This window comes from Novosphingobium sp. SG919 (assembly GCF_012932495.1).
Classification (GTDB): domain Bacteria; phylum Pseudomonadota; class Alphaproteobacteria; order Sphingomonadales; family Sphingomonadaceae; genus Novosphingobium; species Novosphingobium rhizosphaerae.
Window position 1 is genome coordinate 89,732 of the sequence record NZ_JABCNG010000002.1, and the last position, 14,942, is coordinate 104,673.

General features: G+C 67.6%; 11 protein-coding genes. 6 read left to right on the forward strand and 5 right to left on the reverse strand.

Annotation, left to right across the window (positions count from 1 at the left end; all coding sequences use genetic code 11):
* Positions 1 to 12 precede the first annotated feature (12 nt).
* Positions 13 to 540: a RidA family protein gene (locus FHT19_RS10555; protein WP_168557204.1), complete on the forward strand. Its 528-nt coding sequence runs from the start codon at positions 13 to 15 to the stop codon at positions 538 to 540.
* Positions 541 to 549: 9 nt separating this feature from the next.
* On the opposite strand, the gene FHT19_RS10560 is transcribed toward FHT19_RS10555, so the two are convergent.
* The 4 genes from FHT19_RS10560 to FHT19_RS10575 all read right to left on the reverse strand — a co-directional run bounded on the left by FHT19_RS10560 (position 550) and on the right by FHT19_RS10575 (position 7,420).
* Complete coding sequence (locus FHT19_RS10560; RefSeq protein WP_169475096.1) at positions 550 to 1,476, reverse strand: LysR family transcriptional regulator; 927 nt, start codon at positions 1,474 to 1,476, stop codon at positions 550 to 552.
* An 81-nt stretch (positions 1,477 to 1,557) separates the two neighbouring features.
* A complete protein-coding gene (locus FHT19_RS10565) occupies positions 1,558 to 3,975 on the reverse strand; it encodes a TonB-dependent receptor (protein ID WP_248290403.1) in 2,418 nt (805 codons plus the stop codon).
* 195 nt (positions 3,976 to 4,170) lie between these two features.
* Positions 4,171 to 6,054, reverse strand: a complete 1,884-nt coding sequence (locus FHT19_RS10570; protein WP_169475098.1) for a sulfotransferase — start codon at positions 6,052 to 6,054, stop codon at positions 4,171 to 4,173.
* Between the two features lie 10 nt (positions 6,055 to 6,064).
* On the reverse strand, positions 6,065 to 7,420 hold the full coding sequence (locus FHT19_RS10575) for a dienelactone hydrolase (RefSeq protein WP_169475099.1): 1,356 nt from the start codon (positions 7,418 to 7,420) through the stop codon (positions 6,065 to 6,067).
* 241 nt (positions 7,421 to 7,661) lie between these two features.
* Here FHT19_RS10575 and FHT19_RS10580 point away from each other — a divergent pair, with 241 nt between their 5' ends.
* The 5 genes from FHT19_RS10580 (at position 7,662) to FHT19_RS24400 (ending at position 14,013) form a co-directional block, all read left to right on the forward strand.
* Positions 7,662 to 10,052: a membrane-bound PQQ-dependent dehydrogenase, glucose/quinate/shikimate family gene (locus FHT19_RS10580; protein WP_169475100.1), complete on the forward strand. Its 2,391-nt coding sequence runs from the start codon at positions 7,662 to 7,664 to the stop codon at positions 10,050 to 10,052.
* 59 nt (positions 10,053 to 10,111) lie between these two features.
* Positions 10,112 to 10,573, forward strand: coding sequence for a DUF3429 family protein (locus tag FHT19_RS10585; RefSeq protein ID WP_169475101.1), 462 nt, complete (start codon positions 10,112 to 10,114; stop codon positions 10,571 to 10,573).
* Positions 10,574 to 10,679: 106 nt separating this feature from the next.
* Entirely contained in the window at positions 10,680 to 11,675 is a 996-nt protein-coding gene (locus FHT19_RS10590) for an aldo/keto reductase (protein WP_169475102.1), read from the forward strand.
* Positions 11,676 to 11,779: 104 nt separating this feature from the next.
* On the forward strand, positions 11,780 to 12,676 hold the full coding sequence (locus tag FHT19_RS10595) for a LysR family transcriptional regulator (RefSeq protein ID WP_169475464.1): 897 nt from the start codon (positions 11,780 to 11,782) through the stop codon (positions 12,674 to 12,676).
* A 305-nt stretch (positions 12,677 to 12,981) separates the two neighbouring features.
* Complete coding sequence (locus FHT19_RS24400) at positions 12,982 to 14,013, forward strand: hypothetical protein (RefSeq protein ID WP_248290404.1); 1,032 nt, start codon at positions 12,982 to 12,984, stop codon at positions 14,011 to 14,013.
* Here the strand turns inward: FHT19_RS24400 and FHT19_RS10605 are convergent.
* Entirely contained in the window at positions 14,004 to 14,939 is a 936-nt protein-coding gene (locus tag FHT19_RS10605; protein ID WP_169475103.1) for an alpha/beta hydrolase fold domain-containing protein, read from the reverse strand. The genes FHT19_RS24400 and FHT19_RS10605 overlap by 10 nt on opposite strands.
* Positions 14,940 to 14,942: the final 3 nt, after the last annotated feature.

Below are 14,942 nucleotides of genomic sequence, written 5' to 3' on the forward strand. Positions count from 1 at the left end.
GGAGAATACCCGATGCCCAAGATTTCAGCCCTGCGCCGCGCCATCGCCCTGCCCGCGCTGGCCTTGCTGGGGTGGCAACCGGCCCATGCCGCCACCGCCACCGCCGCACCGATCGTGCGCCATCCCGCCCCCGATCCGGCAGCCCCGATCCTGGTGGGCGTGACCGTGCCCGCCGGCGCACAGACCCTGCTGCTGAGCGGCCAGGTGCCCCCGGTCAACGACACCACGGCAGATCCGGCCAGCATTGCCGCCTATGGCGATACCCGCACCCAGGCGCTTGGCGTGTTTCGCAAGATCGACACCGCGCTCAAGGCGCAAGGTTTTGCGCTGGGCGATGTGGTCAAGCTTACCGTCTATCTGGTGGGTGATCCGGCCAAGGGCGGCAAGCTGGACTTTGCCGGGTTCTCGCAGGCCTATGCCCAGTTCTTCGGCACGCCCGAACAGCCCAACAAGGTGGCACGCACCACCGTGCAAGTGGCGGCGCTGGCCAATCCGGGCTTCCTGGTCGAAGTGGAGGCGGTTGCCGCCAAAGTCCGGTAAAGCGGCCCCTTATCCCTCCCGGCCGCGCAAGTGCCGCGTGATCTCGTCCAGGAAAAGTTGCGCGGGAGTGGCGCGCTCGGGCGCCTGGCGGGTGAGCAGGTACATCGGATAGGACGGGGCGATGTCTTCGGGCAGCAGCGGCCACAGCTCGCCCGCCTGCACCGCGGGCGCGGCGGCAAGCGTGGGCAGGAAGCCGATGCCGGTGCCCAGGCGGATCAGCCGCTGCGCTTCGTGCAGGTCTTCGGCCAGGCCCGTCGCCACCGTGCCCAGGCGATAGCGCTGGCGCAGGCGGGTGATCGTCTCCACTTCGTCATGGCCGGTCAGCACGAAGCCCTCGTCGCGCAGGCTGGCCATGGTGGCGATCCGCGTGCCGAACAGCGGGCTGCTACGCGCGCAATAGAGTTGCTGGGTTTCGGTGAACAATGGTTCGTAGGTCAGCCCCGCGCGCACGCCGCTGTCGGTGCCCACGCCCAGTTCGGCCTCGCCCCGCTCCAGCACGTCGAGCACTTCGCGCCAGGGGGAAACGCGGATCTCGATGCGGATCGCGGGATGGCGCGCGTGGAGACTGGCAATCGCCGCGTCGAATTCATCCGATACGATCGACGACACCACCTGGATGCGGGCAAGCCCGCTCACTTGTTGCAGCGCCTGGGCGATCCGGTGCGGCGCGGCGCGCGCAGCCTCGGCCATGTCTTCGCACAGCAGGTAGAGCGCGCGCCCGGCCGCGGTCAGCTCCACGCCGCTCGCGCCGCGATGCAGCAGGCGCGTCCCGGCATGGTCTTCCAGGCGTTTGAGCGCCGCGCTGATCGTGGGTTGCTGCTTGTTGAGCCGCCGCGCGGCCGCGCCGATGCCGCCGGCCTTCACGATTTCGACAAAGAGACGCAGCAGGTTCCAATCCACCTGGGCGGCAAAGTTGGGATTGGGCAGATCGGGCATGCGCCCCAGCCTAGGTCATCGCCTCGCCTGCGACAATGCGGCGGGGAAAGGGGGCTGCCCCTTCCCCGCCGCGATGCCAGCTCAGAACGTATAGCGCGCCCGCACCCCGATGGTGCGGGGGCGTGCCCAGGAAATGCGGTCGCCGGGCTGGTAGACCTTGTAGTAGGTGGCCCGGGCGACATCGACATACTTTACGCCGTTGACCAGGTTATTGCCGAACAGGCCCAGTTCGAGCCGGCCGATGTCATAGCTGATCGAGGCGCTGACATTGTGCTGTTCGGGTATGCGCGCATAAGTGGCACTCAACCCATCGGTCACCAACTCGCCATTGGTGATCTTGGTCTTGTAGGGATTGAACGTGGTGAACTGGTCACCCTGGAACTGATAGCTGGCACGCAAGTGGATCGACTGGTCGGTGCCGATCATGCGATCGTAGAACAGCGAGGCGGAAGCCGTCCATTGCGGGAAATAGGGCGTGCGGTTGCCGTCGAAAGCGCCCACCGTCGGGATGTTCCCGTTGGCGCGCGAGTCCGTGTACGAGGCAAAGCCCGAGAACGTCACTTCGGGGCTCAGCTTGACCGTGGTTTCCAGTTCCAGGCCCTTGGAGCGGATCTTGCCCTTGTTGTCGGTGAAGAAGTACGAGCAATCGAGCAGCAGGCGAGTCTGCACGTCGCTCCAGTCGATCCAGAACGCGCTGGCGTTGAATGTCACCTTGCCATCGGCCAGGCGCGCCTTTTCGCCCACGGTATAGTTCCACAGCTTGTCGGGCCCGAAGGTATTGGGCGCCGAGCTATAGCCATAGGATGCCAGGTTGTTCTTGCAGGTGCCGGCAATGCCGGTGTCGCCGATCGGCACCGGCTGGTTCGCGCCGCCATAGCGGAAGCCCTTGGCCACTTCGGCATAGACCATGAAATCCTGGCTGGCCTTGTACGACACATTGGCGCGCGGGTTCACGCCGTTGGACTTGAGCGTGGCGTTCTGTTCCAGCGGCACATGGTCGATCACGCCATAGACGCCGCTTTCGAACAGGTAATACTTTTCCTTGAAATTGAAGTACCGCAACCCGCCCGACAGATCGAGCTTGTCGGTCACATGCCAGGTGGCATCGGCATAGGCGGCGAACTGGTGTTCGTCGGTATCCTGCAGGCCGGAAAAGATGTCGTTGGAATTGAACGCCTTGTCCACCGCCTTGGAATCATAGAGGCCATTGGCGGTCTGCGGGAACGGGCCATAGAAATAGTTCATGTAGGACAGCGTATCGAACCCGGCGACGGGAATGTCCTGAACCAGGTGGCGGACCTGCTTTTCATAGAACACGCCCGCGGTCCATTTCAGGGCGCCGGTGTTGTCGGAAGCCAGGCGCGCTTCGACCATCGTGTCCTTGATCTTCTGGTTGATCATGTACTGTTCGTAGGGGATCAACTTGCTGACCGCCGGATCGAAGCTGGTCGGCGCCTTGTAGAGCGGATAAGTGCTGCTGCTGACGGGCAGCGTGCCCCCGCTGTAATCCTGGAAGAAATAGCCGATCGTCGGCTCGGTGCTGGCCAGGTAGCCCACGTCGCGATCGGTATGCGCGCCGCTGACGATCAGGTGCACGCCGCCCAGGTCATAATCGGCAGAGGCCTGGTAAAGACGGAACTTGTCGCTCGTTCCTTCGGGGCCATTGGTGAACGTGGTGTAGTCGGCCAGCCCGCTCATGCCGGTGTTGAGGCCATTGGCCTTGCTGTGTTCATAGGTGAACGCAGCGTCGAACGTGAACGCGGTGCTGGGTGTCCAGCGCAGGGCGACGCGGGCCTGCTCGGTGGTGTTGCTGTTGCGGTTCTTGCCGGCATAGGCGCCGACATTGTCGATGAACCCGCCATCGCGGCCAACATAGACATTGGCGCGCACCGCCAGCTGGTCTTTCACCAGCGGCAGGTTGACCATGCCGCGGACGCTGGTGCTGGCCGCGCCATGCTCGGTGGTGGCGGCCGATCCTTCGATCGACCCGCTCACTTCATCGGCACGCGGCTTGGCCGTGACGAAGCGCACCGTGCCGGCCATCGATCCGGCGCCATAGAGCGTGCCCTGCGGGCCGCGCAGCACTTCCACGCGTTCCAGGTCATAGACCTTGAGATCGGGGGTCTGGCCCTGCACCGAAATCGGCGTGTCATCGAGATAGACCGCCACCAGCGAACGGTCCGAGGTATCGGACGTGCGGTAGCCGCCGGTGGAAAGCCCGCGCATGTTGAACTTGTTGAAACCCGGCGCGCTTTCGGTGATCGACAGCGAGGGCACGAAGCGCTGCAGGTCTGACAGGTTGCCCTGGCCCGACTTGGTGATCGTGTCGACGTTCACCACCGAAATGGCGATCGGTACCTTCTGCACCGATTCCGCGCCCGATCGGCTGGCGGTGACGACGATGTCCTCGACCTTGGCGCTGGGCGGGGCCGCCTGGTCTTCGGCCAAAGCAGGCGCGGCCACCACGACGGCGCAAGACAGGATGGCCGTGGTTGCCATGAGCCGGGCGGCCAGACGGGCGCACGGCATGGTGGAAAGGGATTCGCAGGTTTTCATTATACCCCTCGCTTGTTCTGATTTGACTCCCCGTGCGGGTGCCCTCCACCCGCTCGGCCACCTGGGCCGGCGCCCGTTTTCGCGCCCCGCCAGCTTCGCACCATGCTGGCGTGCAACAACTGTGTTAATCGCATGCGCTCATCGGATTTTGTCATCCCCTGTCACAAGGGCCTGCTCCAAGGCGCCGAGCCAGGGGGCACAGGCCTGCCAGCGGGCCAGGCCAGCGCGGTGCAGCGGTTGGCGCACCTGTTGCGCGCTGATCGTGCGCACCGCCCTGCGGTTTTCAAAAAAGCGCAGTGTTTCCGGGCTATAGGGCAGGTCGCAATGATCCAGCAAGCGGCGCACCTGGCCTTCCAGATCGTCAACGATCGCCTCATACGAAACCTGCATCATCGCCTGCGCCATCACCTTGTGCCCATGCGCGGCCAAGGCCGTCGCACTGCGGCAATAGCGGCCAAGCGTGACAAGATCATAGCTGTACCCCTGCCCGGCGGCGAAATCCTGGGTGTAAAGTGAAAAACCGCACGCCATGGGATCGCGCGTGACGTGGATGATGCGGGCATTGGGCAGTGCCAGGCGGATAAGCGGCAGGTTGAACAGGTTGCCCGGCGCCTTGTCCACGAACAGGGGCCGCCCGCTTTGCCGCAGGCACGCCACGCGCGCCAGATAGCTTTCGCCCAGCTCGCGCGCTTCTTGCGCGGTGATCGCCGCCAGCACGGACACGCGATCGTGCGCGCGACCCTGCTGGATCAGGCGGCGGGTCAGCTGCCGGGCCAGCACGGTAAAGTCCGACAGTTCGGACAGGCCCTCCACCGCCGGATGGCTGGCCAGGATTTGCTCCACCAGGGTGGAGCCACTGCGCGGCAGGCCGACGATGAAGACCGGGCCCCGGCGCGGATCGCCCCAATCGGCGCGCCGGGCCAGGAAATCGGGCGTCAGCGTGGCGATCGTGCCAGCCACGAACGCCACGTGCGCGGCAATGTCGAACGGCACCTGGGCACGGCGCAAGGCATTGGCGCGATGGAAATGGTCCATCGCGCGGGCGGGCTCTGCCGCATCGAGCGCGGCACGGCCCAGCGCGAAATGCAGGTGTGCGGCCTGGCCCGGTGGCAAGGCCGCATCGGCCAAGGCCCGTTCCATCGCGGCGCGGTCTGCCAGGGAAAATCGGAAGGTCTTGAGATTGGCAAGGTTCCACCAAGGCTCGGCCTGGTGCGGCGCGTGTTCGAGGGCCTGGCGATAGGCCGCCACGGCCCCGGCCACGTCGCCCGCCGCCGCCAGGGCGTGCCCACGCACTTGCCACAGGGCGGCCTGCCCCGGTGCCAGAACCAGCGCCGCATCGAGCGCGGCCAGCGCCTGGTCCACGGCGCCGGCATGGAGATGCGCGGCTGCAGCCAGCCCATGGAGCGCCGGGTTGGCGGGACGGCGCGCGGCCAGCGGACTGGCCAGCGCGAGCGCCTCGGGCCCGCGTTGCTGGCGCTCGTAAAGCATGGCCAGATCGAGTGCGGCGGCATCATAGGCCGGTGCTAGCGCCAGCGCGGCGCGCAGCCATTCCTCTGCCGCATCGTCGTTGCCCTGCGCGACGGCGGCATCGGCAAGCAGGTGCAGCCAGCATGGATCGCGACGATCCACCCCCGGCAGGGCAGCCCCCTGGGCCACGATGGCGGCCCGTGCCCGGTCCAGCGCCGGCGCCATGGGTTGGCCCAACACGCGCAGTTGCCCGGCCAGCGCATGCGCGGCGATCGCCGATTGCGGATTGAGCCGGTGCGCGGTTTCCAATGCGGCCAGCGCCGCTTGCTCTTGCCCGAGCATGGCATGGGCGGCGCCGCGTTCGTAATGGACACCCCAGGCACGGGTTTGCGGCAGCATTGCCAGCAGGCGCAGTGCGCCATCGGCATCCCCGCAGCGGCGCGTCGCGGCTGCCGCGACAAAGCGCGCTTCCAGCCCCGGCCCGGCGCGCAGGGCCAAGTCGCGGGCCTGCGCCGGATCGTGGGATAACAGGGCCTTGGCGCGGTCGAGCGTCACGTGCAGCCGATCAGGGCGCTGGTGCCATGTGCCGCAACAGCAATCCGTTCTGGTGGTTGCGCACAAAGCCCTTCCAGGTGGGATTGGTGCCGCCGGCGCTGATCGCGGCATAGGGCGTTTCGGCGCCGATCCAGCCTGCCCCGTCAGACCGTTCCTGCGGCACATCGAGATAGGCCTGCATCGCGGCCTGGTGCTTGAGATGCACCGCCAAAAACGCGGTGATGAAATGCAGGCTGATGCCGTTGAGGCGCGCCTTGCGCCATACCGGATCCTCGAACCAGTCCATGTCCCACAACGCTTGCCGCATCTGCACCGGGGCGGGATCGGTGCCCAGTGCATGGCCGGCACCCTGGAACGCCAGGAGCGTGCGATCCGCCCCGGTTGCGCCGGCAAAGATGGTGGCGGGGCCGGGATCATAGCCCACGGTGCGATCGGCGGTTCCTGCCAGGACCAGCAGCGGGGCGTGAAGCTGGGCCAGCCCGGCGCCCCAGGCCGATTGCGCGCCGCCTCCGGCTGGCGAAATGGCCACGACGGCGGCGATGCCGGGCACGCGCAAATCCCCCGCGCGCGGCCCGTCGCCGGTATAGTCGGCGCGCAGTGCCGCCGGCAGGCGCGCCGCCCATGGGCCGGCCGGATCGAGCCGCGCCCCGGCCGCCGTGAGCACGCCATAGCCGCCAAAGGAATAGCCGATCAGCGCCACCTGGTCGGTGGCGGCCAACGATCCCAACAGCCCGGCGCGCAGGCGTTGCAGCGTGAGCACCACATCCAATGGGCGGCGCAACATCATGGGAATGGCGCCGCTGGCCTGGGTGATCGGCCCATCGTGGTGGGCGATGGCCACCACGACATAGCCCTTGCTGGCGAGGTTCTCACCCAGCCAGCGCAGCATCACCGGATCGTTGTCGAACCCGTGCGAGAGCACCACCAGCGGAAAGCCCTGGCCGGCCGGTGGTGCATCGGCCACGGCACGCCCGGCGATGGTGAAATGCACCGGCGGCAGGGGTGGTTCTGCGGTCAGGCTGGCGGCGTAGGTCACCGTGCGCGCGTGGGCCTTGGCCCGGGCGGGGTACCAGATGCGCAAGGGCAAGGTGCGCGTGCCCGGCACCGCCTTGCCCGCCGCGACAGCGGCCGTGGCATCGAGTTGCCCCGTCGCCACGATCGTGCGTGTCATCGTCCCCGGCACATAGGCACCGGGCGCGGCCAGTTCCGGCAGTCCGGGCTCGCTTTGCCCCGGCGCGACCTGCGCCACTGCCGGCACGGGCGCTGCGCCCATGGCACCCGCCAGGGCCAAGGCCAGCGCCATCGCGCCGCGCCCGAACCCCGCCATGCCCCGATCGATGGGGCCCCGCTGCCTTGCCTGCGTCATGATCCTCCTCGCGCGTGCCGGTTCGCTTGCCACGGCAATGCTATGGCCTGGGCGCGCCCGTGCCCTATCTCGTAAAGGCATCTGCCATTGCTTTCGTGTCAACGCGCGTGGCTGGCAAGCCCGATGGCGGCAAGAAGGGCGCAAACACAATCGCAAGCCTGGCGCGGAACGCTGCGCCGCACAATTCGTTGCCCACCCGAAAGGCGCGACAAGCATCGGCGCTAACAGGGAAAATTCGGCAATGCGCAAGACCACCAAAGCCCTGGCGATCATGGCCATCGTGCTTGGCCTATGCGGCCTGATCCTGCTGGGCGGCGGCATCTGGCTGGCCAGCGAGGGGGGCAGCTGGTTCCATGGCATGGCGGGCGTGGCGCTGCTCGCTTGCGCCGTGCTGCTGTGGCAGCGGCGCGTTGCCGCCCTGCATCTCTACGCCGTGCTGGTCCTCGCCACGCTCGCCTGGGCCCTGGCCGAAGTGGGCCTTGATTGGTGGGGGCTGGTCCCGCGCGGGGACGTGATCTTCATCCTCGGCGGCATCCTGCTGCTGCCCTTCGTCACCCGGCGCCTGGCATCGGCCCGGCCCGGCTGGTGGCGCAACGCCGGTCCCCTGGCGCTCAGCCTGGCGCTGGCCGCCCTCGTCGGCCTGGCCAGCATGGCGCGCAGCCCGCACGAATGGGATGGCCAGCTCCCCGGCGCGCGCGGGCCGGCGCCGGCACTGGCGGCCGGCACCGATGCGGGCGATTGGCTGGCCTATGGCCACACCTGGGCCGGCACCAAATGGTCCCCCCTCACCCAGATCACCCCCGCCAACGTCACCGGTCTCAAGCAGGCCTGGCGCGTGGACACGGGCGACACCCGCCGGGAGGGCGATCCGGAAGAAATCACCTATGAACTCACCCCGATCAAGGTGGGCGACACGCTCTATGCCTGCACGCCGCACAACATGGTCCTGGCGCTCGACGCGGAAACCGGGGCAACCCGCTGGAAATTCGATCCGCACCTGCAAGTGCCGGCCAATGTCCAGCACCTGACCTGCCGCGGTGTTTCCTATCACGATGCCAACTGGCCCGGCGCCGCGCACAGCGCCGACGGATCGTGCCCGCAACGGATCATCATGGCGACGGCCGATGCGCGCCTGATCGCGCTTGACGCGCACACCGGGCGGCTGTGCACCGGTTTTGGCCAGGGCGGCGCCGTCAATCTGGCCGTCACCGGGCCGGGCCTCAAGCCCGGCTGGTTCCAGTTCACGTCGGCGCCCTTGGTCACCCGTGGCCTCGTCGTGGTGGGTGGCGCGATCTATGACAACGCCTCGGTCCACATGCCCTCGGGCGCGATCCAGGCTTTCGACGTTGCGAGCGGCAAGCCCGCGTGGGCATTCGATCCAGGCCGGCCGGAAGACACGGCGCCGCTTGGCCCCAACCATCCGCCCGTGCCCTCCACGCCCAACAGCTGGAGCACGGCGGCGGCAGACGAAGACCTTGGCCTGCTCTATCTGCCGATGGGCATGGGCGCGGTGGACCAGTGGGGTGGCAAGCGCCCGCCCGAAACCGAACGCTTCGCCACATCGATCCTGGCGCTCGACATCAAGACCGGCCACCCGCGCTGGGTGTTCCAGACCGTGCACCACGATCTGTGGGACATGGACGTGCCCGCCCAGCCCGCGCTGGTAGACCTGACCATTCCCGGCAAGGGCCGCGTGCCCGCGCTGGTGCAATCGACCAAGACCGGCAATATCTTCGTGCTCGATCGCCGCACTGGCCAACCCATCCAGCCGGTGCGCGAGATGCGCGTGCCGGGCGGCGCGGCGCCGGGCGATTTCACCGCGCCCACCCAGCCGGTCTCGGCCATTTCGCTGATGCCGCCGCGCATCCGCGAGGCGGACATGTGGGGCGCCACCCTGTTCGACCAGATGGCCTGTCGCATCGCCTTCCGCCGCTATCGCCACGAAGGGCCGTTTACCCCGCCCTCCACGCGCGGCACGCTGGTGTTCCCCGGCAATTTCGGGGTGATGGACTGGGGCGGCCTGGCAATCGACCCGGTGCGCCAGGTGGCCTTTGCCCATCCCAACTACATGGCCTTCGTCGATCGCCTGATCCCGCAGGGGCCCGGTGCCACCAACGGCGGCAAGGGCGGCCCGTCGGGCGCATCGGATCGCGGCGGTTCGGCCGAACATGGCTATAGCCCCAACGCCGGCGCGCCGTTTGCCGTGTCGATGGGGCCGTTCCTGTCGCGCCTGGGCCTGCCCTGCCAATCGCCGCCCTGGGGCTATGTCGCGGGGATCGATCTGGTCAGCGGCAAGGTGGCGTGGCGCCATGCCAACGGCACCATCCGCGATGAAACCCCGCTGCCGATCCCGCTCAAGCTGGGCGTGCCCTCGCTCGGCGGGCCGATGATGACCGGCAGCGGCCTCTCGTTCATGGCCGCCTCGCTCGATTATTACTTGCGCGCCTATGATACCACCACCGGCCGCGTGCTGTGGCGCGCCCGGCTGCCCGCCGGCGCGCAGGCCACGCCGATGACCTATCGTTCGCCGGCCAGCGGGCGGCAGTTCGTGGTGGTGGTCGCCGGCGGCCATGGCTCGCTGGGGACGAAGCTGGGGGATTCGATCATCGCCTATGCCCTGCCCAAATCGTAAGGCGCGTATCGAAAGGTCAGCTTGCGGGGGTTGGCGCCGATCGTGCTTTGCTGCGCCCTATGTCGATCACATCCCTGCCCCGTCCGCTTGTCGTCCTCGGCCTTGCCGGTATCCTGCCGCAGGCGTTCTGCCTGGTCATGGCGCTTTCGGGCGGAGAGGCGCGGTGGACGGCGCTGGCCGCGGCCTGCTGTTATGCCGCGCTGATCCTTTCATTCCTGGGTGGGCTGTGGTGGATGGCAGGGCTGCTGGGCGGGGTGACAGCGCCCTGGTTTCATGCCCTGGCGGTCCTGCCCAGCCTGATCGGCTGGGCCATGCTGCTGCCCTGGTGCGTGGGCGCGCCCTGGCCGGCGCCGGAACTGGTCACGCTTGGCTTGCTCCTGCTCGCCAGCCCGCTCGCCGACCGCGCCCTCGCGCGGCACATGGCCCAGAACTTGGCCTTGCCCGCCGGCTGGCAGCCATTGCGCGTGATCATGGCAACCGGGCTTGGCACGTTGACGATCCTGGTCGGGCTGCTCGCCTGATTGATGAGTCTCATGCATAGGTTCATGCGCATTTCCCCAGCTAATGCGTGAAGTCTCCCTGCGGTAGAACGCTGGCAACACCCGTTCGATTGCAAGGAGAACACCCATGAAGACCCGCACGCTCGGCCAGCAAGGCCCCACGGTTTCGGCCCTTGGCTATGGCTGCATGGGGCTGGACTTCGGTTATGCCCATACCCTTTCGCGGGCGCAGGGCATTGCCCTGATCCGCGCGGCGGTGGAACGCGGCGTGACCTTCTTCGACACGGCCGAAGTCTATGGCCCGTTCACCAACGAGGAAACCGTGGGCGAGGCGCTCGCGCCGTTCCAGGGCGAAGTGGTGATCGCCACGAAGTTCGGGTTCGACATCGATCCGGCCACCGGCGCGATGCGCGGCGTCTGCAGCCGGCCCGACCACATCCGCGCCGTGGCGGAAGCCTCGCTCAAGCGGCTGCGCGTGGACACGCTCGACGTGTTCTATCAGCATCGCGTCGATCCCAATGTGCCGATCGAGGATGTGGCCGGCACCGTGCGCGACCTGATTGCCGAGGGCAAAGTGCGCCATTTCGGCATGAGCGAGCCGAGCGCGGCCACGCTGCGCCGGGCCCACGCGGTGCAGCCCGTCACCATGCTGCAGAACGAATATTCACTGTGGACGCGCCAGGTGGAAACCAACGGCATCCTAGAGGCTTGCGACGAGTTGGGCATCGGCCTGGTGCCCTATTCGCCGCTGGGCAAGGGTTTCCTCACCGGCGCGATCACCAGCACGGCCGACATGGCGAGCGGCGATTTCCGCGCCAGCTTGCCGCGTTTCCAGCAAGACGCGCTCCAGGCCAACCTCGCGCTGGTGGACAGCCTCAAGGACATTGCGGCCGAACGCGGCGTCACCCCGGCGCAGATCGCGCTGGCCTGGCTGCTGGCGCAGCGCCCGTTCATCGTGCCGATCCCCGGCACAACCAAGTTGCACCGGCTGGAAGAAAACCTCGGCGCTGCCGATGTCACGTTGTCGGCGGCGGATCTGGCACGCATTGCCGAGCGGCTTTCGGCCATTGCCGTGCAGGGCGCGCGCTATACCCCCGCCTTCGAGGCCCTCACCGGGCTGTAATCCCTGCGCTCGCACACACCGGGCTTGGCCTGAACCGGTAGGGTGGGCATCATGCGTGATGCCCACCGCTTCTTCTGCCTGAAAGGCGCCGCTCCCTCATGTCCATCGGCCGCAGCGATCTTGCCGACCTTGCCGCCTTTGCCGTCCTGGCCGAAGAACGCAGCTTCACGCGCGCGGCGGCCCGGCTTGGCGTCTCGCAATCCGCGCTCAGCCACGCCATGCGCAAGCTCGAACAGAAGCTGGGCGTGCGCCTGCTCACCCGCACCACGCGCTCGGTCTCGGCAACGCAGGCGGGGGAACGCCTCGTGGCCACGATTGCCCCCGCACTCGATCAGATCGGCGCGGGGATCGAGGAACTTACCAACCTGCGCGACAAGCCGGCCGGCAACATCCGCATCACCGCGTCCGAACATGCCGCGCGCACGCTGCTGTGGCCGGCGCTGGAACGCCTGCTGCCGGAATATCCCGATATCCATGTGGAAGTGAGCATCAACAACGGCTTCGTCGATATCGTCGAAGAGCGGTTCGATGCGGGCATCCGCCTGGGCGAAGCGATCGCGCGCGACATGATCGCGGTGCGCATCGGGCCAACCCTGCGCATGGCCTGCGTGGGCGCGCCCGCCTATTTCGACCGCCACCCGATCCCGCAGACCCCGCACGACCTGGCGCAGCACAACTGCGTCAACTTGCGCATGCCCAGCACCGGCGGGCTCTATGCCTGGGAATTCGAACGCGACGGGCGCGTGATGAACGTGCGCGTGGACGGCCAACTGACTTTCGCCGGATCGGGCATGCTGCTCCAGGCCGCGCTTTCCGGCCTGGGCCTGATCATGACTCTGGACGATGTCGTTGCCGATGCCGTGGCAAACGACCAACTGGTGCGCGTGCTGGAAGACTGGTGCCCGCCCTTTGCCGGATACCACCTCTATTATCCCAGCCGGCGCCAGGCCTCCCCCGCCTTTGCGCTGCTGGTCAACGCGCTGCGCCATCGCGGCGATTGACCGGTTTTCTGGCGCTGGTGAAACCCGGCCGCCACGCCCGGCGCCGAATGCACCGCGCGGGCATTGCCGATCGTGAATTTGTCGGGCACGTTCGCGAGACAAGCCGTGTCGGAAAGCGGCTGCTTGGGGGACGGGTCGTGACCACAGTGCAGGATTGCGCGTTGCCCATCGCTGATACGCCGACGCTGTCGCGCGCCCGGGACCTGTTCGGACGCGTCATCAACGGCCACGACCTTGGTGGATCGACGCCCGCGAACGTTGCCGACCGCATTGAACAGTCCATCTGCCTGACGCCATCCCACAGGGTGGTGATTACCGAAGGCAATCTGGCCAGCACATTTGGCGTGGGCCGCCGCGTTGCGCGGCAGACGAGCCGCATCCTGCAACTGCGCGGCGTCATGGAGCCGCGGCGCGGTGGCAAAGGCATGGGTGGCCTGCGGGTGTGCTTGCCCGGCCTGGATCAAACGCTCGACACGATCCGCGGCGAGATCGTGGCCACAAGTTCGGTGGCGGCAATGGCCGACGCGCGACGCTGGCTGCAATGGGAAATCGCCGATCAGGAAGATCCTCTGGCGCGGCTGATGCACGCGATGCTGGAGGATACGCCCCCTGCGCGCGCGCCTGAACCATCGCAGCCGGCCCCCACCGGGCCAACCCGCCCAAATAGCGATAGTCCGCCGTCACGGGCCCATCGCCTGGCCGCCGACTTGCGCCAGCAGATCGCCTTGCTGCCGCCTGGCGAGACGTTTCTGGGCTCGCTTGCCAGCATCGCGGCGGCATATGACACCAGCCTGGAAGTGGCGGTGGAAGCGGTGCGCATTCTGGCCGATGGCCAGCATGTGAGCATGCGCCGCGGCCGGGGCGGCGGGGTCTTTGCTTGCGAGCCCCATGCGGGGCGCGCCCTGCATACGATCAACGCCTTTCTCATCGCCAATGCCGTTTCGCCCGAACGGTGCCGCGCGGTGCTCAACCGGGCCAATATCGGCATGATCGATTTGGCCCGCGCGCGGCAGGATCCCCAGTGCCTGGCAAAGGTGGAGCAGTCGTTTCAGCAAATGCAGCAGGCGCGCAATGCCACTGCCCTTGGCCAAAACTGGTATGGTTTCATCCGCGACATTGCCGATATGTCGGGCAATGGCCTGCTCCATTTCATCGCGCGCGCAATGGCCGGGTCCATCCTCATCCGGCGAACCCGCAGCGCCGAACTGCCCGAGGCGGCAGCACGCGAACTATTCGAGGCCAGCCGCCAGATCCGCGCCCATCTGGTTGGCGGCAGCCAGGATGCTCCCAATGAAGCGCAATGGCGCTGCCAGCTGGCGCTGCAGGACTACTGGTGAAAGGCCAGAGGCGCAGCGTCCACGCCTGGGGAAAGTCGGCCGCCCAGGTGCCCGGCGATCCGCGCATAGATCGCTTCCACCAGATCGCGCGGGCCACCGCGCAAGTTGTACGCATGGTCCTGATCGGGAACGTCGATATAGTCGAGCAGGCGCCCGCGTGCCCGCAGGCGCTGGGCATAGGCGGCACCCTCTGCCTGCAGAAGGTCGAGGCCGGCCGTAATGACGATGGCTGGGGCCACCTTGTCCAATACGTCATCGGGCGCGCCCACCAGAGGAGACGCGCGCATGTCTGCCCGCGTGGCCACATCCGGGACATAGACGGCGTTGAACAGGCGAGCGACGCCCGGCGATATGGCAGGCCGTGCCGCGCGTGCGCGCTTGTTCGCAGGCGGGGTAACGAGATCGAGCGGCGGATAGTGCAAGACCTGCGCGGCGATGCACGGCGCACCCGCCTGGGCCAGCAACAGGCTGGCCGCGGCGGCCAGGCCACCGCCGGCGCTTTGCCCTCCCACCGTCAAGCGATCGGCATCCCAGCGCTGCTCTGCCGCCTGGTCCGCCACCCAGCGGATCACGGCACAGGCCTGCTCCACCGCAATGGGGAACCGCTGCTGCGGCGCCAGGACATAATCGACGTTGAGCACGCACACCCCCGCCCGCTCCGCCAGGAACGCGCAAAATGGATCGTCCTGCTCGGGATGCCCCATCACGTAGCCACCGCCATGGAAGTTGACATGGACGGGCACGCAGCCTGCCATTGCGGGCGGGGCGAACAGCGTTGCAGCGGCAGCCCCGAATGGCGTCGGGATGCTGATCTGCCGGCACCGGCGCGGAATGTCCGGGAACAAGAGCGCAGCATCCGGCCGGGCCAGCCGTGGCGCCAGCATCCGCTGCATCACCCGCGCCATGGTATCGGCAATCAGCGGCATGGC

What these genes read in the sequence shown, in the direction of transcription:
- FHT19_RS10590 (WP_169475102.1), top strand. Translation starts at nt 10,680, where the DNA reads ATGAAGACCCGCACGCTCGGCCAGCAAGGCCCCACGGTTTCGGCCCTT.
- FHT19_RS10605 (WP_169475103.1), bottom strand. Translation starts at nt 14,939, where the DNA reads ATGCCGCTGATTGCCGATACCATGGCGCGGGTGATGCAGCGGATGCTG.
- FHT19_RS10565 (WP_248290403.1), bottom strand. Translation starts at nt 3,975, where the DNA reads ATGGCAACCACGGCCATCCTGTCTTGCGCCGTCGTGGTGGCCGCGCCT.
- FHT19_RS10580 (WP_169475100.1), top strand. Translation starts at nt 7,662, where the DNA reads ATGCGCAAGACCACCAAAGCCCTGGCGATCATGGCCATCGTGCTTGGC.
- FHT19_RS10555 (WP_168557204.1), top strand. Translation starts at nt 13, where the DNA reads ATGCCCAAGATTTCAGCCCTGCGCCGCGCCATCGCCCTGCCCGCGCTG.
- FHT19_RS10575 (WP_169475099.1), bottom strand. Translation starts at nt 7,420, where the DNA reads ATGACGCAGGCAAGGCAGCGGGGCCCCATCGATCGGGGCATGGCGGGG.
- FHT19_RS10585 (WP_169475101.1), top strand. Translation starts at nt 10,112, where the DNA reads ATGTCGATCACATCCCTGCCCCGTCCGCTTGTCGTCCTCGGCCTTGCC.
- FHT19_RS10560 (WP_169475096.1), bottom strand. Translation starts at nt 1,476, where the DNA reads ATGCCCGATCTGCCCAATCCCAACTTTGCCGCCCAGGTGGATTGGAAC.